This window comes from Nocardioides speluncae (assembly GCF_003121585.1).
Lineage (GTDB): Bacteria > Actinomycetota > Actinomycetes > Propionibacteriales > Nocardioidaceae > Nocardioides > Nocardioides speluncae.
The window spans coordinates 206,758-228,471 of record NZ_QEOO01000026.1 but is presented as its reverse complement, the minus strand read 5'-3'; the positions used below and the strand labels follow the sequence as shown (position 1 = coordinate 228,471).

Genomic DNA, 21,714 nt, shown 5'->3' with positions numbered 1-21,714 from the left:
CTCAACCGAGCCCTGCACTCCATCGCCAAGACCCGCATGCAGCACCACCCCGCCACCCGCGCCTACGTCGCGCGCCGCACCGCCGAGTCCCTTAGCAAGCCCCGCATCCGCCGCTGCCTCAAGAGATACATCGCCCGCGAGCTCTACCGACACCTCGCGGCAGGGGTTGACAACCTATAGAAGCGTCTCAGACTCGCGCTGACCCGGCCCGTCTTCACACGCAGCATGTCGACACGGGCCGGGTCAGCGCTCTCACGCGTCGACACCGGCCGGGTCAGCGCTCTCACGCGTCAACACGGGCCGGGTCGGCGTTGTAGGGCGTGAATACGGGGCGGGTCGGCGGATTTGGGGAGCGTGGGGGAGTCGCGTAAGGTTCTCCGCTGGAACCAGAGACCGCCGGTTGTCGTGCTGCTCGAGCCCTAGGCCCAGGCAGACCGACCGAAGGATCCGCGAGAGCGGACGGCCTGCGCAGGTGCCAGAGCAGTGGCGGGCCGAGCCCGCCGTACCAACGCCCTGAGCCCTGTGCCAGGGCGTTTCGCATTTCGCAGCTCCTGACCGACCGTCGCTCTCATCGACGTAGATCGGAAGGAGACCCATGGCGCGGCCAGATAAGGCAGCAGCCGTCAAGGAGGTCGTGGACGCGTTCCACGCCGCCGATGGCGCTGTGCTGACCGAGTACCGCGGTCTCACCGTTGCTCAGCTGCAGGAACTGCGGCGAGCGCTCGGCGAGAACGCCAACTACGCCGTGGTCAAGAACACGCTGGCCAAGCTGGCCGCCACCGAGGCCGGGATCGAGGGTTTCGACGACCTCCTCACCGGTCCGACCGCCATCGCCTTCATCAACGGCGACGTGGTCGAGGCAGCCAAGGGCCTGCGTGAATTTGCCAAGGCGAACCCCGCCCTTGTGATCAAGGGCGGCGTACTGGACGGCAAGCCGCTCGACGCGAAGGAGGTCTCCAAGCTGGCAGACCTCGAGTCGCGCGAGGTGCTCATGGGCAAGCTGGCGGGCGCGATGCTCGCTTCGCTCTCCCAGGCCGTCTACCTGCTCAACGCCCCGCTCTCGCAGGCTGCCCGGCTCGCCGGCGCCCTGCAGGCCAAGGCAGAGCAGGACCCCTCGATCCTCGCAGGTGGTGCCGGTACGCCGGCGCCGGCAGACGCCGCTCCGGCCGAAGCCGCTGCCGAGGACGCTCCGGTCGCCGACGAGGCAGCCGAGTCCACTGAGGCCTGAACGGGCCGACGTACACACCACCTGAAACCGGTGCGCTGACCAACAGAAGCGCACCACCGAATGGAAGGAAACGCCACCATGGCGAAGCTCAGCACTGACGAGCTGCTCGACGCGTTCAAGGAAATGACCCTGATCGAGCTCTCCGAGTTCGTGAAGCAGTTCGAGGAGACCTTCGGCGTCACCGCCGCCGCTCCGGTTGCCGTGGCCGCTGCCCCGGCCGCTGGCGGCGCCGCTGCCGGTGGCGGCGAGGCCGCTGCCGAGCAGGACGAGTTCGACGTCATCCTCGAGGCTGCCGGCGACAAGAAGATCAACGTCATCAAGGAGGTGCGCGCTCTCACCTCCCTCGGCCTGAAGGAGGCCAAGGACCTGGTGGAGTCCGCGCCGAAGCCGATCCTGGAGAAGGCGACCAAGGAGGCCGCCGAGAAGGCCAAGGAGGCCCTCGAGGGCGCCGGCGCCACCGTCACCCTCAAGTGACGCACTCTCTCTGAGACGCTCCAACACAGGGCGGTCACCCCGATCGGGGGTGGCCGCCCTGTGGCATATCCAGGGTGCGGATGGGCATGGACAGCCTGTGGAACTGGCGCGTAACCAATGCAGCACATCTGCGTTGGTTGGGAGGGGAAGCGAGGGAGGCTCGCCCTGCAGTGTCGCAGGCGTTGTCTTCGATGCTGTTGTCAGCGGTGCAGAGGGAGAAGTCCGCCATGGGCGTAGAAATCAAGGTCGAACACCTCACGAAGTCGTTCGGCAAGCAGCTCATCTGGGGCGACGTCACGCTCACCATCCCGCCTGGGGAGATCTGCGTGATGCTCGGCCCGTCCGGCACCGGCAAGTCGGTGCTCCTGAAGACCTTGATCGGCCTGCTCAAGCCCGACACCGGCTCGATCTTGATCGAGGGCACCGACATCGCAAGCTGCTCCGAGAAGGACCTCTACGAGATCCGCAAGTTGTTCGGCGTGCTGTTCCAGGACGGCGCGATGTTCGGCTCGATGAACCTCTACGACAACGTCGCCTTCCCGCTGCGCGAGCACACCAAGAAGAGCGAGTCCGAGATCCGCAACATCGTCATGGAGAAGATGGACCTGGTCGGCCTCGTCGGCTCCGAGACCAAGCTTCCCGGCGAGATCTCGGGCGGCATGCGCAAGCGCGCCGGCCTGGCGCGAGCCCTGGTGCTCGACCCGGAGATCGTGCTCTTCGACGAGCCGGACTCCGGCCTGGACCCGGTGCGTACGGCGTTTCTCAACCAGCTGATCATCGACCTCAACGCCCAGATCGACGCCACCTTCCTGATCGTCACCCACGACGTCAACACCGCCAGGACGGTGCCGGACAACATCGGCCTGCTCTACCACAAGCACCTCGCGATGTTCGGCCCGCGCGAGATGCTGCTCAGTTCCGAGGAGCCGGTGGTCCGCCAGTTCCTCAACGCGCAGCGGGTCGGCCCGATCGGCATGTCGGAGGAGAAGGACGCCGACGAGCTCGAGGCCGAGAAGGGCCAGGACCTGCCGCCGCTGCCGCCGATCCCGATGCAGCAGATGCCGTCCAACGGCATTGCCCGCCGCAGCCAGCAGCCGCCCGGAGAGTGGTGCCGTGCGAACGGCGTGTCACCGCCTCCCGGCTCGTTCATGAGCTCGAACGCCGGCCTGGCACCAGGGGTCTGACCTCGAGATGTCATCCATCACCGCCACCAAGGCCCTCAGGCCGATCGGGACTGCGGGCAAGCTCTTTGCCTTTGGTCTGGACGTCGGCCGCGGCCTCTTCCGCCGCCCGTTCCAGACCCGCGAGTTCATCCAGCAGGCCTGGTTCATCGCGTCGGTCACGATCATCCCGACCGCGCTGGTCGCGATCCCGTTCGGCGCGGTCATCGCGCTCCAGGTCGGTGGCCTGATCAAGCAGTTCGGCGCGCAGTCCTTCACGGGCTCGGCGTCGGTGCTGGCGGTGGTCCGGGAGGCCGGGCCGATCGCCACCTCGCTGCTGATCGCCGGCGCCGGCGGCTCCGCTATCGCGGCTGACCTCGGCGCTCGCAAGATCCGCGAAGAGCTCGACGCGATGATGGTGCTTGGCATCGACCCGATCCAGCGCCTGGTGGTGCCGCGGGTGCTGGCCTGCATGCTGGTCGCGGTCTTCCTCAACGGCCTGGTCAGCGTGGTCGGCGTGACCGGCGGCTACGTCTTCAACGTGGTCTTACAAGACGGCACCCCAGGCGCATATTTAGCGAGCTTCACCGCGTTAGCCCAGTTACCCGACTTATGGCAGGGGATGGCGAAGGCACTCGTCTTCGGCCTGATCGCGGCCATCGTCGCGTGCTACAAGGGCATGAACGCCGGTGGTGGTCCGAAGGGTGTCGGTGACGCGGTGAACGAGTCCGTCGTCATCAGCTTCATGCTCCTGTTCCTCGTCAACTTCATCATGAGCGCGATCTATCTGCAGCTCGTCCCGCCAAAGACGGGTTAGGTGAGCTGACATGTCTGGAATCGACACCGTGAAGGCCGCCTACGAGCGGCCGGCCAAGATGATCGACGACCTCGGTAGTCAGCTGGCCTTCTACATCAAGGCGCTGGCGTGGACCCCGCGCACGATCCGGCGCTACAAGAAGGAGATCCTGCGGATCCTGGCCGAGGTCACCCTCGGCTCGGGCGCGCTGGCCGTCATCGGCGGCACCGTCGGCGTGATCACCGCGATGTGCTTCTTCACCGGCACCGAGGTCGGCCTGCAGGGGTACGCCGCGCTCAACCAGCTCGGCACCGCTGCGTTCTCCGGCTTCGTGTCGGCGTACTTCAACACCCGCGAGATCGCGCCGCTGGTGGCTGGGATCGCGCTGGCTGCCACGGTCGGCTGCGGCTTCACCGCCCAGCTCGGCGCGATGCGGATCTCCGAGGAGGTCGACGCGCTCGAGGTGATGGCGATCCCGTCGCTGCCGTTCCTGGTGACCACCCGGATCATCGGCGGGCTGATCGCGATCGTCCCGCTGTACGTCGTCGGCCTGCTCGCGTCGTACTTCGCGACCCGGCTGACCGTCACCCAGTTCTTCGGGCAGAGCACCGGCACCTATGACCACTACTTCAACGCGTTCCTGCCACCCGGGGACGTGCTCTGGTCCTTCGGCAAGGTGCTGGTCTTCGCGGTCATGGTGATCCTGATCCACTGCTACCACGGCTACAACGCCTCGGGTGGCCCGGCTGGCGTGGGCATCGCTGTGGGCCGCGCGGTCCGGACCAGCATCGTCGCGATCAACGTGATGGACCTGTTCTTGTCGATGGCGATCTGGGGCGCCTCGACCACGGTGAGGTTGGCCGGATGAACCCGTTCCGCAACCACAAGGTGCTCGGCGTCGGCTTCCTGTGCCTGCTGCTGCTGGGCATCTGGCTGACCTACGCGGTCTTCACCAAGAAGTTCACCCAGTACGACGAGGTCACGCTCAAGACCTCGAGCATCGGCCTGCAGCTTCCACACCGGGCCGATGTGAAGGTCCGCGGCGTGATCGTCGGCGAGGTCATCGAGAGCAAGGCAAGCGGCGAAGGAGCTGAGCTGACGCTAGGTCTGTTCCACGGCCGCGACACCGAGATCCCCGCCAACGTCACCGGCAGCATCGTGCCGAAGACGCTGTTCGGGGAGAAGTATGTCTCGCTGGAAGTGCCCGACTCGCCCGACGGCGACCTGCAGGCAGGCGACACCATCGCGCGCACCCAGGTGTCGATCGAGTTGGAGCGGGTGCTCTCCGACCTGTACCCGCTGCTGCGAGCGGTGGCGCCGGCCGAGATCAACAAGACGCTGAACGCCATGGCGACCGCACTGGAGGGCCGGGGTGAGCTCATCGGGGAGAACCTGGTGACCCTCGACTCCTACCTCAAGCGGGTCAACCCGCAGATCCCCGACATCGTCGAGGACCTGCGGCTCACCTCCCAGGTCTCCGACCTCTACGTCGAGGTGCTGCCGGAGATCGCGACCATTCTGCGCAACACCATCAAGACCGGTCATACCCTCGAGGGACGGGAGAAGAAGCTGCAGCAGTTCCTGCGTGACGTGGGCAGCTTCTCCGACACCACGACCGAGTTCCTGGACAAGAACGACGAGAACATCATTCGGCTGGGCCAGCTGAGCGTGCCGCAGTTCAACCTGTTGAAGAAGTACGCCCCGGAGTACCCGTGCCTGATCGGCGGTGTCCGCAACGCGATCCCCAACCAGGCGGAGACGTTCCGCGGCTTCATCCTGCACATCAACCTCGAGCTGCTGCCCAACCAGCCGCGCGGTTACCACACCGGCGACCTGCCGGTGTCCGGCGCGAAGAACGGCCCTTACTGCGGGACGCTGCCGAACCCGCCATACAGCCAGGAGAACCCGTTCACCGATGTGCCTGACGTCAACGACGGCGTCGAGCAGCCGACCGGCAAGGGCACTTCCCGGGTCGCGCCCGGCCCCGCACTGTCCGGTGACAGGGTGACCGACACTTTGGCGGGGAGTGCGGACGAGGACGCCTTCCTCAGCGCGCTGCTGGGTCCGGCGCTAGGCGTGACCGCTGATGAGGTCCCGGATCTGGCCACCTTGCTGATCGCGCCGATGGCGAGAGGGGCGGAGGTGTCACTGCGATGAGCCTCCTCGACAAGCGGACCAGCTCCGACCTGGTCAAGCTGGTGGTGTTCATGATCGTGACGGCCGTGTTCACCAGCGTGCTGGTGCTGGTCATCGGCAACGTCACCTTTGGTGCCTCACGCGAGTACAAGGCGGTCTTCGTCGACGCGACCGGCGTGGTCGAGGGTGACGACGTCCGGATCGCGGGCGTCAAGGTCGGCTCGGTGAAGAAGGTCGAGATCCAGGACCGGACCCGCGCCCTGGTGACCTTCACGGTGGACGAGGACGCCTCGGTCACCGACGCCACCAACATCGACATCCGCTTCCGGAACCTGGTCGGGCAGCGCTACCTCTCGCTCAGCCAGAAGATCGGCGGTACGTCGCGGCTCGACTCCGGTGAGACGATCCCGGTCAAGAAGACCTCGCCCGCGCTCGACCTGACCGTGCTGTTCAACGGCTTCAAACCGCTCTTCCAGGCCCTGTCGCCGACCGACCTCAACAAGCTGTCCTATGAAGTCATCCAGGTCTTTCAGGGCGAGGGCGGCACCCTCGAGGGCCTGCTTGCGCACACCGCCTCGGTGACCTCCACACTGGCCGGCCGCGACCAGATCATCGGTGAGCTCATCGACAACCTCAACGACACTCTGGTCCACATCGGCAGCCGCGACGACGAGCTGTCGGACCTGATCGGCAGCTTCCGCCAGCTGGTGGGCGGGCTGAAGAAGGACCGGGTGGCCATCCTGGGCTCGCTGGACTCCATCTCCGACCTTTCGGTCGAGACCGCGTCGCTGGTGTCCGGCATCCGGCCCGAGCTGCTGGCCGACCTCAAGGAGCTGCGCCGGCTCACCGCGAACCTCGACAAGGACAAGGGTGAGATCGACCGGGCGCTGCAGGTGATGCCGATCAAGCTGACCAAGATCGGCCGGACCGCGACCTACGGCTCGTGGTTCAACTTCTACCTCTGCGAGTTCCACGGCAGGGTGAAGACGCCCGTCGGCGAGCCGATTCCCCTCGACTTCGACCTCGGCAACACGGGCAGGTGTGATCTCGGATGATGAAGCCGTTCCGTGAGCGCAACCCGGTCATGGTCGGGGCGATCAGCCTCGTCGTACTGGCGCTGCTGGTCGTGGGCGCCTTCCGTGCCGATGACCTGCCGCTGATCGGCGGCGGCGACACCTACCACGCGGCGTTCGCCGAAGCCGGCGGCCTCAAGGCCAACGACGAGGTCCGCATCGCCGGCGTCCGAGTCGGCAAGGTCGACAAGCTCGAGCTCGCCGGTGACCACGTGCGCGTGACCTTCAAGGTCGAGAAGGGCGCGGAGTTCGGCGACGAGACCAGGGCCGCAATCAAGGTGAAGACGCTGCTCGGCGCCATGTTCCTGGCGCTCGAACCGGCTGGTTCGGGCCAGTTGGCCGACGGGTCGGAGATCCCGGTCGAGCGCACCAGCTCGCCGTACAGCGTGGTCGCTGCCTTCACCGGGCTGGCGGAGACCTCCGAGCAGATCGACACCAAGCAGCTGGCCACCTCGATGGAGACGCTGGCCCAGCTGACCGCGAACACCCCTGAGGAGTTTCGGGCCGCGCTGCGCGGTGTATCCGCGCTGTCGCGCAACGTGGCGGCGCGCGACGGCCAGATCAACACGCTGCTGAAGAACCTCAAGAAGGTCTCTACTGTGCTGGACGAGCGCGACCAGGACATCCTCGCCCTGATGCGGGACTCCAGCGTGCTGTTCAAGTCCGTGGTGGCTCGCCGTCAGTCGGTCCACAACCTTCTGGTCTCCACGACCAAGATGTCGCGTGAGCTGTCGCTGCTGGTGAATCAGAGCCGAGCTGACCTCAAGCCCGCCCTCACCCACCTGGAGAACGTGCTGAAGGTGCTCAACAAGAACCAGGACAACCTGGACCAGAGCCTGCGTCTGATGGCGCCGTTCTACCGTGTCTTCGCCAACACGCTCGGCAATGGTCCGTGGTTCGACACGGTCGTCCACAACTTCCCACCAGTCCCGGCGGTGCGTTGAGATGCGTACGGCGAACCTCACCAGGCTGATCGTCCCGGCTGTCCTGATCGCGCTGCTCGCAGCGGCGGCTCTGGTCATGTTCCGCGGCGAGGAGCAGAAGCGGCTCACCGCCCACTTCCCGCGGACTGTGTCGCTCTACGAAGGCAGCGACGTGCGCGTCCTCGGCGTCGCGATCGGCAAGGTCCAGTCGGTCAAGCCGGCCGGGACCAAGGTCGAGGTCACGATGACCTACGACCCGGAGATCGAGATTCCGGCCGACGCGAAGGCGGTGATCATCGCTCCGTCGGTCGTGGGCGACCGCTTCGTGCAACTCACGCCGGTCTTCCAGCCGGGCGACAAGGTGCTCGCCAAGGACGCCGTACTCGGACTGGACGACACCTCCGCACCGCTTGAGCTCGACCAGATCTACCAGAGCCTCGACGACCTCACCGTGGCGCTTGGGCCCAATGGTGCCAACAAGGACGGTGCGCTCAACCGTCTGCTGGACACCACGGCGGAGAACTTCGGTGGCCAGGGAGCGGCTTTCCACTCAACGATCAAGGACCTCGGCAAGCTCACTGGGACGCTGGACAACAACAAGGAAGAGCTGTTCGGTGCGGCTGGCGAGCTGGAGCAGTTCATCAGCACCCTGGCCGAGAACGACACCACCGTCCGTGACTTCAACCGGTCGATGGCCAAGGTCGCCGACCTGCTCGCCGACGAGCGGACCGAGCTGGCCAGGTCGCTTCGCAATCTCTCGACTGCGCTGACCGACGTGTCGGCGTTCGTCAAGGAGAACCAGGGCGCGCTCACCCGCAACGTCAAGGGCCTCAACCGGGTCGCCAAGCTGCTGGTCAAGCAGCGGGTTGCTCTCGAAGAGGTGATGAAGGTGGCGCCCACCGCGCTCACCAACCTGGGCCACACCTACAACCCGCAGGCCGGCACCCTCGACACCCGTATGAACCTCGGACCGCTGGTCGACACCCTCACCAACAACCCGGCGATCGCGCTGTGCACGCTGCTCAACCAGGCAGACCAGACCGGGCGGGCCTGCGAGGCGCTGTCGGCGGTGCTGCCGCGGTCCGCTGCCTTGGAACAGACGGCACCAGAGCAGGACTTCGACCTGACCCTCGGCGGCCTGGTGGAGGTGGAGCAGTGAAAAAGCTCAGGGCGCTCTGCGTCGCGCTTGCCGGCGCGATGCTGCTGACCGGCTGCGACTTCGACGTCTACAAGCTGCCGCTTCCCGGTGGGGCCGACACCGGCGAGAACCCGATGACGATCGAGGTGGAGTTCGCCGACGTACTCGACCTGGTGCCGCAGTCCACGGTCAAGGTCGCCGACGTCAGCGTAGGCAAGGTCACCGACGTCTCGCTCGACGGCTACAACGCGAAGGTGACCATCGAGGTTCGCAACGACGTCAAACTGCCCGACAACGCCGAGGCTGAGATACGGCAGACCTCGCTGCTCGGTGAGAAGTTCGTGTCCCTGCGCCCGCCGGCCGAGGCCGCCCCGCGTGGCGAGCTCGGCAACGGCGACGTGATCCCGCTGGAGCGCAGCGGCCGCAACCCCGAGGTCGAGGAGGTGCTCGGCGCGTTGAGCCTGCTGCTGAACGGCGGCGGCGTTGCCCAGCTGAAGACCATCACCTCCGAGCTCAACAAGGCCCTCGACGGGCGTGAAGGCAGCGCCCGGTCGGTGCTGACCCAGCTCCGCACGCTGATGCGCCAGCTCGACGACAACAAGGGCGACATCGTCACCGCCATCACCAAGCTCAACCGGCTGGCGGTCTCAGTCAACAAGCAGCGAAACACCATCGATGCGGCCCTGGAAGAGCTCCCGAGCGCTCTCCGTTCGCTGGACAGCCAGCGCAACGACCTGGTGAAGATGCTCAAGGCCCTCAACCGGCTGAGCACGGTCGGCGTCCGCGTGATCAAGGCGTCGAAGGAGAACACCGTCGAGTCGCTGCGACTGCTGGCCCCGGTCCTCGGCTCGCTCGCCGACAGCGGCTCGGACCTGCCCTACTCCCTCCAGTCGCTGCTGACCTTTCCGTTCATCGACGCCGCGGTCGGCGAGAACCCCCAGGTGGCACGCAACCTGCACATGGGCGACTACACCAACCTGTCGGTGCAGCTGGACCTCGGGCTCCCCGGCGCGAGTGGCCCCGGGCTGCCGACCCTGCCGACCAACCTGCCGTCGGTCGTCAACCCGACGGTGATCGTGAACAACGTGGTGAAGTGTCTGCAGAGCGGCAACCCGACCAGCACTGCCTGCCAGAAGGCCCTCGGCAGCGTCACCGGAGTCCTCAAGCTGCGGGAGGAGTGCCAGAAGCCGGCGAACAAGGACAAGGACATCTGCAAGCAGCTCAACGCGATCCCCGGGCTGCCGGCGCTCCCGGGGCTACCCGGTCTCCCCGGCCTCAAGGCGGGCGCTCAGCGGGCGGCGCCGGGCCAGCCAGGAGCGGCGGACCCGCGGGGACCGACGATGGGACAGCTGATGGAGAACTACGACCCTGACCTGGTCGCCCTCCTCGTGCCGGCGGTGGTGGTCGAATGATCTCGCGGCGGACCAAGGTCCAACTCGCCATCTTCGTGCTGATCACGCTGCTGGGTGTCAGCTACGTCGGCGCGCGCTATGCCCGGCTCGACAGGTTCTTTTTCGACGACAGCTACACCGTGGTGGCGCACTTCGAGGACTCCGGCGGCGTGTACGCCGGCGCCGAGGTCAGCTATCGAGGCGTGGGCGTGGGCAAGCTGGACAAGCTGGTGCTCACCGACGAGGGCGTCGACGCCCACTTGGAGATTGACAACGAGTACGACGAGATCCCGGCCGACAGCCTGGCCCTGGTCGGCAACCGCTCCGCACTGGGCGAGCAGTACGTCGAGCTCCAGCCGAACTCCGACGAGGGTCCTTATCTCAAGGACAAGTCCGAGATCGACAAGACCAAGCTTCCGATCTCCACCACCAAGCTGCTCACCGACGTCAGCACCACCGTCAGCTCGGTCGACAACGACGACCTGCGCACGGTGATCGCGGAGTTCGGCCTGGCCTTCGACGGCACCGGCGAGGATCTCGCGCAGATTATCGACACGTCCAACGAATTCATCGAGGCCGCCAACGAGAACTTCGACGTCACCACGGCGCTGATCCGCGACAGCAACACGGTGCTCAAGGGGCAGCTGGCGTCGGCGAGCGCGATCCGCGCGTTCTCCAGGAACCTCTCGCTGTTCAGCACCACCCTGGTCGGCAGCGACCAGGACATCCGCAACCTCATCGACAACGGTGGCGCAACGGCGATCCAGCTCAAGGATTTCCTCGACAAGAACAAGGTCGAGCTCGCAGACCTGCTCAACAACCTCGTCACGACCGGCGAGATCGTCGTCCGGAACCTCGACGGTCTGGAGCACGCCCTTGTGGTCTATCCGTACGCAGTCGAAGGCGGCTTCACCGTCGCCAGCAAGGACCCGAACACCGGGCTGTACGACGCCCACTTTGGCGCCGTACTCACCACCGACCCGCACGTGTGCAACAAAGGTTACGAGTCGACCGACCGCCGGATCCCCGAGAACGGCGAGAACCGGCCGATGGTGATGGATGCCCACTGCGCCGAGCCCCCCTCGACGTCCAACGCGCGGGGTGCCCAGAACTCTTCGCGGGCGCCAGCCGACTATGCCAACGCCGGGCCGGTGGTCGCCAACTTCGATCCCGAGACCGGTGAGCTGATCTGGGCCGGCCAGGAGGGCTTCGTCGACGACACCGCGGTCGATACCGTTGCCCCCGAGGCGTTCGGCGCCGACGGTGCCTGGAGATGGCTCTTCCTTCAGCCTCTTGTCCAGACGCAGGAGTGAACGCTTGACCGACGACAACCCCGCCAAGGGGCGCGCTGTGCTGCCCTCCGTCGCATCAGCCGCGCCAGGTTTCCGAACGCTGCTGGCGCTGCTGCTCGCCGTACTCCTGCTGGTCTCGCTCGGCCTGCTGATCTGGGCAGTCGCCGAGCGGCAGGACGCGGATGGCCGGCCATTCCGCTTCCAGAAGGGACAGCTCACCGAGGCGCAGCGATCCCGGGAGGAGGTGATGGCGCGCGCCGAACAGTTCATGCTGCGCGCCAACACCTATGGACCCGACCTGCTCGAGGGCAAGACCATGCCGGAGTACCGCGAACGGGTACATGAGTTGATCACGGCTAAGCACAAGGCCGACTTCGAGGCGGCGGCCACTATCGCCGAGCAGCAGGTCGCCCAGTTCGACTACGAGCGCACCGCCGAGGTCTTCGGCACCGGCGTCGCCTCCATGGACGCCGACTCGGCCACCGCTCTGGTCTCGGGTGCGATCGCCAACCAGCTCGGTGACCAAGAGCCGCGTCCCGCACAGGTCTTCCGAGTCGAGGTCAGGCTGGTCAAGATCAAGGGTGAGTGGCTGGTCGACGAGTTCGAGCCGGTGACGGAGGGAGCCTCATGACCGTGAACTGGTACGACCTGCTCGACGTCCCGACCGACGCGAAGCCGGAGGAGATCCGCGCAGCCTGGAAGAACTCGGTAGCTGGCCTGGATCCCACCGACAAGTCATTCCGGGTGTTCAATCAGGCAGCTGAGGTACTGCTCGACCCGAAGCGCCGCAAGGCGTACGACGCGGAACTGGCCGTAGCACAGGCGGCGGAGGCGGAAGCGGCGGACACCGACGCAGAGAACGTTGAGACCGCTGAGGTGGCGACCGACGACGTCGAGGCCGACGAGGCCGCTGCCGTTTCGGCGCCGGATGCGAAGCCCGGCGGCTGGGTGCCGCCCGCGTGGCTGCTCATCGTCCTGGCGGCGGTTACGGCGCTGGTGGCGACCGCGACCGGGTGGCTGTTGCTCGCCGTACCCTCCGACCAGGAAGTCGCGGATGCGACGGCCGAAGCGCAGGCCGCGGCCGAGCGAGCGGCGGTACCGGTGCTGTCCTATGACTACACCCGGTTGGAAGCCGACCAGGAGGCTGCTCAGCGCTTCCTCACCAGCGACTTCCGCAAGGACTATGACCGACTCTTCGAGCTGGTCAAGCAGAACGCCGTACGGGCAAAGGCAAAGGTGACTGCGCAGGTCATCGGCTCCGGTGTGGTCCGCTCCGGCACCGAACGGGTCGAGATCTTGCTGTTCGTCAACCGGCCGACCACGAACACCGCGACCACCGAGCCGAAGATTTCGCGCGACCAGGTCACCCTGAGCATGGAGAACGTCGGCGGGGAGTGGCTGATCGACGACATGAAGACCAAGCTGCTCGGCGAGTCCTAGATGACTAACCCGAGGGTGGGCGCTTGACCTGCGCGGCCCGGCAGTTCATGATCGAGCGAAGGTGTCTGTCGATGAGGGACCGCTGCTGCGCGGCGCGGTTGACACGTCAGGCCGAATGCGCGGTCAGCATTCGGTCTAGGCGGTGTTGTGCTCTGACCAGATCTCGGGTACGTTAGGTCTTTGCGTCTGCCCTCATATGCTTCCTGCCTTCCCGGTGGCCGGTTGTGGTGGGTGACGACTTCCCCACCAGAGCGATACCTACGAAGGATCCCCTCTTGGCCGCGCGCGCTTCCGCTGGTAACTCTCGTCGCATCTCCTTCGCAAAGATCACCGAACCTCTTGAGCTTCCTCAGCTCCTCGCTCTCCAGACCGACAGCTTCGACTGGCTTGTCGGAAACGAGAAGTGGAAGGCCGTCGTCGAGCGCCGGCTCGCGAACGGCGAGGACGTCTCCCAGAAGTCGGGTCTGCAGGAGATCTTCGAGGAGATCTCTCCGATCGAGGACTTCTCCGAGACGATGTCTCTGTCGTTCGAGAACCCGATCTTCTACGACCCGAAGTACACCGTCGACGAGTGCAAGGAGAAGGACTTCACCTACTCCGCTCCGCTCTACGTCTCGGCGGAGTTCACCAACAACGACACCGGTGAGATCAAGGGCCAGACGGTCTTCATGGGCGACTTCCCGCTCATGACCGACAAGGGCACCTTCATCATCAACGGCACCGAGCGCGTCGTCGTGTCGCAGCTCGTCCGCTCGCCGGGTGTCTACTTTGAGCGGTCCGCCGACAAGACGTCGGACAAGGACATCTACACCGCCAAGATCATCCCGTCGCGCGGCGCGTGGCTGGAGTTCGAGATCGACAAGCGCGACCTGGTCGGCGTACGCCTTGACCGCAAGCGCAAGCAGAACGTCACCGTGCTGCTCAAGGCCCTCGGCTGGACCAATGAGCAGATCCGCGAGGAGTTCGGCGAGTACGAGTCGATGATGCTGACTCTGGAGAAGGATCACACCGAGACCCAGAAGGACGCGCTGCTCGACATCTACCGCAAGCTTCGTCCGGGCGAGCCGCCGACCGAAGAGGCCGCGCAGACGCTGCTGAACAACTACTACTTCAACCCGAAGCGCTACGACCTGGCCAAGGTCGGTCGCTACAAGATCAACAAGAAGCTCGGGCTGCAGGAGCGCTTCGACCAGCAGACGCTGACCATCGACGACGTCGTGTCGGCGATCAAGTACATCGTGGCGCTGCACGACGGCAAGGTCGAGCTGCCCTCCGAGGGCGCCGAGGACGGCACTCTCGTCATCAACGCCGACGACATCGACCACTTCGGCAACCGGCGCGTGCGCTCGGTCGGCGAGCTGATCCAGAACCAGCTCCGCACCGGCCTGGCCCGCATGGAGCGCGTGGTCCGCGAGCGGATGACGACTCAGGACGTCGAGGCGATCACGCCGCAGTCCCTGATCAACATCCGACCGGTGGTCGCGGCGCTGAAGGAGTTCTTCGGCACTTCGCAGAGCTCGCAGTTCATGGACCAGACCAACCCGATCTCCGGGCTGACGCACAAGCGTCGTCTCTCGGCCTTGGGTCCCGGTGGTCTGTCGCGTGACCGCGCCGGCATGGAGGTCCGCGACGTCCACTCGTCGCACTACGGCCGGATGTGCCCGATCGAGACGCCGGAAGGCCCGAACATCGGTCTGATCGGCTCGCTCGCCTCCTACGGTCGGATCAACCCGTTCGGCTTCGTCGAGACGCCGTACCGGCTGGTCGACAACAAGGGCCGGGTCACCGACGAGATCCACTACCTCACCGCCGACGACGAGGACCGTCACGTCATCGCGCAGGCGAACGCCGCGCTCGACAAGACCGGCAAGTTCGTCGACGAGCGGGTGCTGGTCCGCCAGCGTGGCGGCAGCGACGTCTCCGAGGTCCTGGCCGAAGAGGTCGACTACATGGACGTCTCGCCGCGCCAGATGGTGTCGGTGGCGACCGCGCTGATCCCGTTCCTCGAGCACGACGACGCCAACCGCGCGCTGATGGGCGCCAACATGCAGCGTCAGGCCGTGCCGCTGATCCGCAGCGACTCGCCGATCGTCGGCACCGGCATCGAGTACCGCGCCGCGGTCGACGCCGGTGACGTCGTGACCGCGGTCGCGGCCGGTGTGGTCAAGGAGGTGACCGCCGACTTCGTGGAGGTCATGCACGACGACGGCACCTACAAGACCTACAAGATGGCGAAGTTCAAGCGCTCCAACCAGGGCACCTGCATCAACCAACGCCCGCTGGTGGCTGAGGGTGACCGGCTGGAGGTCGGCTCGCCGATCGCGGACGGTCCGTGCACCGACAAGGCCGAGATGGCGCTGGGCACCAACCTGCTGGTGGCGTTCATGCCGTGGCAGGGCCACAACTACGAGGACGCGATCATCCTCAGCCAGCGTCTGGTCCAGGAGGACATCCTCACCTCGATCCACATCGAGGAGCACGAGGTCGACGCGCGCGACACCAAGCTCGGCCCCGAGGAGATCACCCGGGACATCCCGAACGTCTCCGAGGAGATGCTGGCCGACCTCGACGAGCGGGGCATCATCCGCATCGGCGCCGAGGTCACCACCGGCGACATCCTGGTCGGCAAGGTCACCCCGAAGGGCGAGACCGAGCTGACCCCCGAGGAGCGGCTGCTCCGCGCGATCTTCGGTGAGAAGGCGCGCGAGGTTCGCGACACCTCGATGAAGGTGCCGCACGGTGAGTCCGGCACGGTCATCGGCGTCCGCGTGTTCGACCGCGAGGACGGCGACGAGCTGCCTCCGGGCGTCAACCAGCTGGTCCGGGTGTACGTCGCGCAGAAGCGCAAGATCTCGGTCGGCGACAAGCTCGCCGGGCGCCACGGCAACAAGGGCGTCATCGCCAAGATCCTGCCGATCGAGGACATGCCGTTCATGGAGGACGGCACCCCGGTCGACGTCGTACTCAACCCGCTGGGTGTGCCGCGACGGATGAACATCGGCCAGATCCTCGAGCTGCACCTTGGCTGGCTCGGCAAGCAGGGCTGGGACATCAACCTCCACGAGGACGGGTCCAAGGCCGACTGGAAGCAACGCCTGATCTCGATCCACGCCGACAAGGCGGAGCCCAACACGAAGCTGGCCACGCCGGTCTTCGACGGTGCTCGCGAGGACGAGATCATCGGTCTGCTCGGTGCGACCCTGCCCACTCGCGACGGCGTCCGCCTGATCGACGAGACCGGCAAGGCGAGCCTGTTCGACGGCCGCTCCGGCGAGCCGTTCCCGGACCCCGTCTCGGTCGGCTACATGTACATCCTCAAGCTGCACCACCTCGTCGACGACAAGATCCACGCGCGCTCGACCGGCCCCTACTCGATGATCACGCAGCAGCCGCTGGGCGGTAAGGCCCAGTTCGGTGGCCAGCGGTTCGGTGAGATGGAGGTCTGGGCGATGGAGGCGTACGGCGCCGCCTACGCCCTGCAGGAGCTGCTCACGATCAAGTCCGACGACGTGCCGGGCCGCGTGAAGGTCTACGAAGCCATCGTGAAGGGCGAGAACATCCCCGACTCGGGCATCCCGGAGTCGTTCAAGGTTCTCGTCAAGGAGATGCAGTCGCTCTGCCTGAACGTGGAGGTCCTCTCGCAGGACGGCTCCATGATCGAGCTGCGCGACGCCGAGGAAGACGTCTTCCGCGCCGCCGAGGAGCTGGGCATCGACCTGTCTCGTCGCGAGCCGTCGTCCGTCGAAGAAGTATGAGAAAGGGAATCTGACAAGTGCTCGACGTTAACTTCTTCGACCAGCTTCAGATCGGCCTGGCCACCGCGGACGACATCCGCACGTGGAGCCACGGCGAGGTCAAGAAGCCGGAGACCATCAACTACCGCACGCTCAAGCCCGAGCGTGACGGCCTCTTCTGCGAGAAGATCTTCGGTCCCACCCGGGACTGGGAGTGCTACTGCGGCAAGTACAAGCGAGTCCGCTTCAAGGGCATCATCTGCGAGCGCTGCGGCGTTGAGGTGACCCGTTCGAAGGTACGCCGTGAGCGGATGGGCCACATTGAGCTCGCCGCCCCGGTGACCCACATCTGGTACTTCAAGGGCGTGCCGTCGCGGCTGGGCTACCTGCTCGACCTCGCCCCGAAGGACCTGGAGAAGGTCATCTACTTCGCGGCGTACATGATCACCTCCGTCGACGAGGACGCCCGGCACCGTGACCTGTCCTCGCTCGAGGGCAAGGTCCAGCTGGAGCGCGAGCGCCTCGAGAAGCGTCGCGACGGCTCCATCGAGGAGCGCGCGAAGAAGCTCGAGGAGGACCTCGCCGCACTGGAGGCCGAGGGCGCCAAGTCCGACCAGAAGCGCAAGGTCAAGGACGGCGCCGAGCGGGAGATGAAGCAGCTGCGTGACCGTGCGCAGCGCGAGATCGACCGCCTCGACGAGGTGTGGACCCGGTTCAAGGCCCTGAAGGTCCAGGACCTCGAGGGTGACGAGCTGCTGTACCGCGAGATGAAGACCTGGTTCGGCAAGTACTTCGAGGGCCACATGGGCGCGACCGCGATCCAGAAGCGCCTGCAGGACTTCGACATCGAAGCCGAGGTCGAGAACCTGCGCGAGACCATTGCTACCGGCAAGGGCCAGCGCAAGGTGCGGGCGCTGAAGCGGCTCAAGGTCGTCGACGCGTTCCGCAAGACCGGCAACAAGCCGATCGGCATGGTGCTCGACGCCGTACCCGTGATCCCGCCGGACCTGCGTCCGATGGTGCAGCTGGACGGTGGCCGCTTCGCGACCTCCGACCTCAACGACCTGTACCGCCGGGTTATCAACCGCAACAACCGGCTCAAGCGACTGCTCGACCTGGGCGCGCCCGAGATCATCGTCAACAATGAGAAGCGGATGCTGCAGGAGGCCGTGGACTCGCTGTTCGACAACGGCCGCCGTGGTCGTCCGGTCACCGGCCCGGGCAACCGGCCGCTGAAGTCGCTGTCCGACATGCTCAAGGGCAAGCAGGGTCGTTTCCGTCAGAACCTGCTCGGCAAGCGCGTGGACTACTCCGGTCGTTCGGTGATCGTGTCCGGTCCGCAGCTGAAGCTGCACCAGTGTGGTCTGCCCAAGCAGATGGCGCTGGAGCTGTTCAAGCCGTTCGTGATGAAGCGTCTGGTCGACCTGTCGCACGCGCAGAACATCAAGTCCGCCAAGCGGATGGTGGAGCGCGCCCGCCCGGTCGTGTGGGACGTCCTCGAAGAGGTCATCACCGAGCACCCCGTGCTGCTCAACCGTGCGCCCACCCTGCACCGTCTCGGCATCCAGGCCTTCGAGCCGCAGCTGATCGAGGGCAAGGCCATCCAGATCCACCCGCTCGTGTGCGGCGCGTTCAACGCCGACTTCGACGGTGACCAGATGGCCGTGCACCTGCCGCTGTCCGCGGAGGCGCAGGCCGAGGCGCGGATCCTGATGCTGTCGACCAACAACATCCTCAAGCCGTCGGACGGCCGTCCGGTGACCATGCCTTCGCAGGACATGATCATCGGCCTGTTCTGGCTGACGACGAACCGTGAGGGCGAGCCCGGCGAGGGCCGCGCCTTCTCGTCGCCGGCCGAGGCGATCATGGCCTTCGACCGGCAGGAGATCAGCCTGCAGAGCAAGGTCAAGATCCGCTTTACCGACGCCGTACTCCCCTCAGAGCTGCACCCCGAGGGCTACGAGCAGGGTGACCCGATCACGCTCGAGACCACGCTCGGCCGGTCGATCTTCAACGACACGCTGCCCGCCGACTACCCGTTCGTGAACTACGAAGTCGGCAAGAAGCAGCTCGGTGCGATCGTCAACGACCTGGCCGAGCGGTACACCAAGGTCGAGGTCGCGGCGTCTCTGGACGCGCTGAAGGACACCGGCTTCCACTGGGCGACCCGCTCGGGTGTCACCGTGTCGATCGACGACGTGACCACCCCGGGCAAGAAGGCCTCGATCCTCGAGGGCTACGAGGCCCAGGCGGCCAAGGTCCAGAAGCAGTTCGAGCGCGGTCTGGTCACCGACGAGGAGCGTCGTCAGGAGCTCATCGAGATCTGGACCCAGGCGTCGAACGAGGTCGCCAAGGCGATGGAGTCGAACTTCGACCGGTCCAACCCGATCTACATGATGGTCGACTCGGGCGCGTCCGGAAACATGATGCAGATCCGTCAGGTCGCCGCCATGCGAGGCCTGGTGGCGAACCCGAAGGGCGACATCATCCCGCGGCCGATCAAGGCGAACTTCCGCGAGGGCCTGTCGGTGCTGGAGTACTTCATCTCCACCCACGGTGCTCGTAAGGGTCTCGCCGACACCGCGCTGCGGACCGCCGACTCGGGCTACCTGACCCGTCGTCTGGTCGACGTGTCGCAGGACGTCATCATCCGTGAGGACGACTGTGGCACCGAGCGTGGTCTGCCGAAGCGGATCGGCGAGCGTCGTGAGGACGGCACTGTCGTCAAGCACGAGCACGCCGAGACCGCGGCGTACGCCCGCTCGTCTGCCGTCGAGGTCACCCACCCGGAGACCGGCGACGTGCTCGCCGCTGCGGGCGAGGACCTCGGTGACGTCAAGATCAACGAGCTGGTCGAGGCCGGGATCGAGGAGGTCAAGGTCCGCTCCGTGCTGACCTGTGACGCCAAGACCGGTACCTGCGCCAAGTGCTACGGCCGCTCGCTGGCCACCGGCAAGCTGGTCGACATCGGTGAGGCCGTCGGCATCATCGCGGCCCAGTCGATCGGTGAGCCCGGCACGCAGCTGACGATGCGTACCTTCCACACCGGTGGTGTGGCCTCCGCGGACGACATCACGCAGGGTCTGCCCCGTGTGGTCGAACTCTTCGAGGCCCGCCAGCCCAAGGGTCGCTCGCCGATCTCCGAGGCCGCCGGCCGGATCGAGATTGAGGAGACCGACAAGGCCCGCAAGGTCCTGGTCACCCCGGACGACGGCTCGGAGGTCCAGGAGTACCCGGTCTCCAAGCGGTCCCGGCTGCTGGTCGCAGACGGCGACCACATCGAGGTCGGTCAGATGCTGACCGTCGGTACGCCGGACCCGCAGGAGGTGCTGCGCATCCTCGGTGTCCGCAAGGCGCAGGAGCACCTGGTCGACGAGGTGCAGAACGTGTACCGGTCGCAGGGTGTGTCCATTCACGACAAGCACATCGAGATCATCGTGCGGCAGATGCTGCGCCGGATCACGGTCATCGAGTCGGGCGAGACGAACCTGCTCCCGTCCGACCTGGTCGACCGGGTGCTGTTCGAGGAGGAGAACCGGCGGGTTGTCTCCGAAGGCGGCAAGCCGGCCTCGGGTCGTCCGGTGCTCATGGGCATCACCAAGGCCTCGCTCGCGACCGAGTCGTGGCTCTCGGCGGCCTCCTTCCAGGAGACCACCCGGGTGCTCACCGACGCGGCCATCCACGGCCGCTCGGACTCGCTGCGCGGTCTGAAGGAGAACGTGATCATCGGAAAGCTGATCCCGGCTGGTACCGGCCTCGAGCGGTACCGCAACATCCGGGTGGAGCCGACCGAGGAGGCCCGCGCCGCGGCGTACTCCGTGACCGGTTACGACTCCTACGACTACGAGTTCGGTACGTCGTCCGGTCAGGCCGTCGCTCTCGACGACTTTGATTTTGGGTCGTACCAGAACTAATTCTCAGTAAGTCAAGGCCCGCTCGTGCTTGCACGGGCGGGCCTTGGCGCGTCTTGATCTTGACTCTCCGGCTACCGGAGGCCGGATGCTCGACTCATGGCTTCGGTACACAAAGAGTTCCCTGTCTCCGCCACTCCTGCCACAGCGTGGGATGCGATGCGAGACTTCGGCGCTGTGCACGAGCGGGTTGCTGCCGGCTTCGTGGTGAGCAGCGTGCTCGACGGGGATGTCCGCACCGTGCGGTTCGTCAACGGTGTCATCGCCCGCGAGGAGCTGATCAGCGCCGACGATGAGCGGCGCCGGCTGGTCTACAGCGTTATCGACAGCCCGATGGGGCTGACCCACCACCAGGCGACGGTCGTCATCGAGGCCGCAGGCGACGGGGCGCCCGGCTCGAGAGTCGTCTGGACTACCGACGTACTCCCCGACGACGCGGCGGCACGGATCGAAGAGATGATGACCGCGGGAGCGATGGCGATCGCGAAGACGCTCTCCGACTGAGCGAGCGTGCCGGCGCGGATCAGGCGTTGAAGAGCTGCTGGAGCGGGACGACGGCGCCGGAGCGCTCGAGGGCGGCCTGCGAGCGGCCGATGTTGCGGGCGTTGGGGACGACGTGGAGCAGCATCAGCGCGATCGACAGCGCGGCGCCGCCGAGCACCAGCCAGAAGCCGCCTTCCTCGACGATGAACGCCAGCGCCAGGGACACCAGGAGCGCCAGCTCGGCGGCGGCGTACCGGAGGATCATCCGGGTCTGCGTCCGGACGAGCGCGGTGCGCAGGGCGGCGTCGGACGGCGTACCCGGTGAGATCGGCGCGAACCGGTAGCCGGCCACCTCGATGAGCGCGGCTCCGAAAGCGGCCGCGACCAGCACAGCAACCAGTGCCCATCGCGCTGGGTCGCCGAGGCGGTCCTCGGTGAGCGCGAACCACATCGCCACGACGATGGCTATCGGCGCCACCAGGAGTGACCACGCGAGACGACGCTGGCTCTGGACCTGGGCCACGGGATCGAGCAT

At 66.3% G+C, this 21,714-nt stretch carries 17 protein-coding genes and 1 pseudogene; 17 read left to right on the top strand and 1 reads right to left on the bottom strand.

What is annotated here, in order from left to right:
• From DDV73_RS28765 to DDV73_RS15385, 17 genes and pseudogenes are all read left to right on the top strand, one after another.
• Positions 1–180, top strand: a pseudogene (locus DDV73_RS28765) (IS110 family transposase); the annotation flags it as partial.
• Positions 181–595: 415 nt separating this feature from the next.
• Positions 596–1,228 (top strand): 50S ribosomal protein L10, encoded by a 633-nt coding sequence (gene rplJ / locus DDV73_RS15460; protein WP_109508147.1) that lies wholly within the window; start codon positions 596–598, stop codon positions 1,226–1,228.
• A gap of 78 nt (positions 1,229–1,306) precedes the next feature.
• Entirely contained in the window at positions 1,307–1,702 is a 396-nt protein-coding gene (gene rplL, locus DDV73_RS15455) for a 50S ribosomal protein L7/L12 (protein WP_109508146.1), read from the top strand.
• 227 nt (positions 1,703–1,929) lie between these two features.
• Complete coding sequence (locus DDV73_RS15450) at positions 1,930–2,886, top strand: ABC transporter ATP-binding protein (protein WP_109508145.1); 957 nt, start codon at positions 1,930–1,932, stop codon at positions 2,884–2,886.
• 7 nt (positions 2,887–2,893) lie between these two features.
• Positions 2,894–3,679 (top strand): MlaE family ABC transporter permease, encoded by a 786-nt coding sequence (locus tag DDV73_RS15445; protein ID WP_109508144.1) that lies wholly within the window; start codon positions 2,894–2,896, stop codon positions 3,677–3,679.
• Positions 3,680–3,689: 10 nt separating this feature from the next.
• The gene (locus tag DDV73_RS15440; RefSeq protein WP_109508143.1) at positions 3,690–4,526 is read left to right on the top strand and encodes an MlaE family ABC transporter permease; all 837 of its coding nucleotides are present in this window, start codon (positions 3,690–3,692) and stop codon (positions 4,524–4,526) included.
• A complete protein-coding gene (locus tag DDV73_RS15435) occupies positions 4,523–5,815 on the top strand; it encodes an MCE family protein (protein ID WP_109508142.1) in 1,293 nt (430 codons plus the stop codon). The genes DDV73_RS15440 and DDV73_RS15435 overlap by 4 nt, the downstream gene beginning before the upstream one ends.
• Positions 5,812–6,849 (top strand): MCE family protein, encoded by a 1,038-nt coding sequence (locus DDV73_RS15430; protein WP_109508141.1) that lies wholly within the window; start codon positions 5,812–5,814, stop codon positions 6,847–6,849. Before DDV73_RS15435 ends, DDV73_RS15430 begins: the two co-directional genes overlap by 4 nt.
• Positions 6,846–7,811 (top strand): MCE family protein, encoded by a 966-nt coding sequence (locus DDV73_RS15425; protein ID WP_338066399.1) that lies wholly within the window; start codon positions 6,846–6,848, stop codon positions 7,809–7,811. The genes DDV73_RS15430 and DDV73_RS15425 overlap by 4 nt, the downstream gene beginning before the upstream one ends.
• A 1-nt stretch (position 7,812) precedes the next feature.
• The gene (locus DDV73_RS15420; protein WP_109508139.1) at positions 7,813–8,949 is read left to right on the top strand and encodes an MCE family protein; all 1,137 of its coding nucleotides are present in this window, start codon (positions 7,813–7,815) and stop codon (positions 8,947–8,949) included.
• Complete coding sequence (locus tag DDV73_RS15415; RefSeq protein ID WP_109508138.1) at positions 8,946–10,340, top strand: MCE family protein; 1,395 nt, start codon at positions 8,946–8,948, stop codon at positions 10,338–10,340. The genes DDV73_RS15420 and DDV73_RS15415 overlap by 4 nt, the downstream gene beginning before the upstream one ends.
• The gene (locus DDV73_RS15410) at positions 10,337–11,632 is read left to right on the top strand and encodes an MCE family protein (protein WP_109508137.1); all 1,296 of its coding nucleotides are present in this window, start codon (positions 10,337–10,339) and stop codon (positions 11,630–11,632) included. The genes DDV73_RS15415 and DDV73_RS15410 overlap by 4 nt, the downstream gene beginning before the upstream one ends.
• Positions 11,633–11,636: 4 nt before the next feature.
• Positions 11,637–12,242, top strand: coding sequence for a hypothetical protein (locus DDV73_RS15405; protein WP_109508136.1), 606 nt, complete (start codon positions 11,637–11,639; stop codon positions 12,240–12,242).
• A complete protein-coding gene (locus DDV73_RS15400) occupies positions 12,239–13,051 on the top strand; it encodes a DnaJ domain-containing protein (RefSeq protein WP_109508135.1) in 813 nt (270 codons plus the stop codon). Before DDV73_RS15405 ends, DDV73_RS15400 begins: the two co-directional genes overlap by 4 nt.
• Before the next feature lie 275 nt (positions 13,052–13,326).
• Complete coding sequence (gene rpoB, locus DDV73_RS15395; protein WP_109508134.1) at positions 13,327–16,806, top strand: DNA-directed RNA polymerase subunit beta; 3,480 nt, start codon at positions 13,327–13,329, stop codon at positions 16,804–16,806.
• Between the two features lie 17 nt (positions 16,807–16,823).
• Positions 16,824–20,699: a DNA-directed RNA polymerase subunit beta' gene (locus DDV73_RS15390; RefSeq protein WP_109508133.1), complete on the top strand. Its 3,876-nt coding sequence runs from the start codon at positions 16,824–16,826 to the stop codon at positions 20,697–20,699.
• 96 nt (positions 20,700–20,795) lie between these two features.
• On the top strand, positions 20,796–21,200 hold the full coding sequence (locus DDV73_RS15385; RefSeq protein ID WP_109508132.1) for an SRPBCC family protein: 405 nt from the start codon (positions 20,796–20,798) through the stop codon (positions 21,198–21,200).
• 19 nt (positions 21,201–21,219) lie between these two features.
• Here the strand turns inward: DDV73_RS15385 and DDV73_RS15380 are convergent, their stop codons facing one another.
• On the bottom strand, positions 21,220–21,714 hold the full coding sequence (locus DDV73_RS15380) for a hypothetical protein (RefSeq protein ID WP_109508131.1): 495 nt from the start codon (positions 21,712–21,714) through the stop codon (positions 21,220–21,222).

Excerpts from the sequence above, each read along its gene's own strand:
- DDV73_RS15450 (WP_109508145.1), top strand. The coding sequence starts at position 1,930 with ATGGGCGTAGAAATCAAGGTCGAACACCTCACGAAGTCGTTCGGCAAG.
- DDV73_RS15385 (WP_109508132.1), top strand. The coding sequence starts at position 20,796 with ATGGCTTCGGTACACAAAGAGTTCCCTGTCTCCGCCACTCCTGCCACA.
- DDV73_RS15400 (WP_109508135.1), top strand. The coding sequence starts at position 12,239 with ATGACCGTGAACTGGTACGACCTGCTCGACGTCCCGACCGACGCGAAG.
- rplL (WP_109508146.1), top strand. The coding sequence starts at position 1,307 with ATGGCGAAGCTCAGCACTGACGAGCTGCTCGACGCGTTCAAGGAAATG.
- DDV73_RS15445 (WP_109508144.1), top strand. The coding sequence starts at position 2,894 with ATGTCATCCATCACCGCCACCAAGGCCCTCAGGCCGATCGGGACTGCG.
- rplJ (WP_109508147.1), top strand. The coding sequence starts at position 596 with ATGGCGCGGCCAGATAAGGCAGCAGCCGTCAAGGAGGTCGTGGACGCG.
- DDV73_RS15430 (WP_109508141.1), top strand. The coding sequence starts at position 5,812 with ATGAGCCTCCTCGACAAGCGGACCAGCTCCGACCTGGTCAAGCTGGTG.
- DDV73_RS15425 (WP_338066399.1), top strand. The coding sequence starts at position 6,846 with ATGATGAAGCCGTTCCGTGAGCGCAACCCGGTCATGGTCGGGGCGATC.
- DDV73_RS15380 (WP_109508131.1), bottom strand. The coding sequence starts at position 21,714 with ATGCTCGATCCCGTGGCCCAGGTCCAGAGCCAGCGTCGTCTCGCGTGG.
- DDV73_RS15440 (WP_109508143.1), top strand. The coding sequence starts at position 3,690 with ATGTCTGGAATCGACACCGTGAAGGCCGCCTACGAGCGGCCGGCCAAG.
- DDV73_RS15435 (WP_109508142.1), top strand. The coding sequence starts at position 4,523 with ATGAACCCGTTCCGCAACCACAAGGTGCTCGGCGTCGGCTTCCTGTGC.
- DDV73_RS15420 (WP_109508139.1), top strand. The coding sequence starts at position 7,813 with ATGCGTACGGCGAACCTCACCAGGCTGATCGTCCCGGCTGTCCTGATC.
- DDV73_RS15410 (WP_109508137.1), top strand. The coding sequence starts at position 10,337 with ATGATCTCGCGGCGGACCAAGGTCCAACTCGCCATCTTCGTGCTGATC.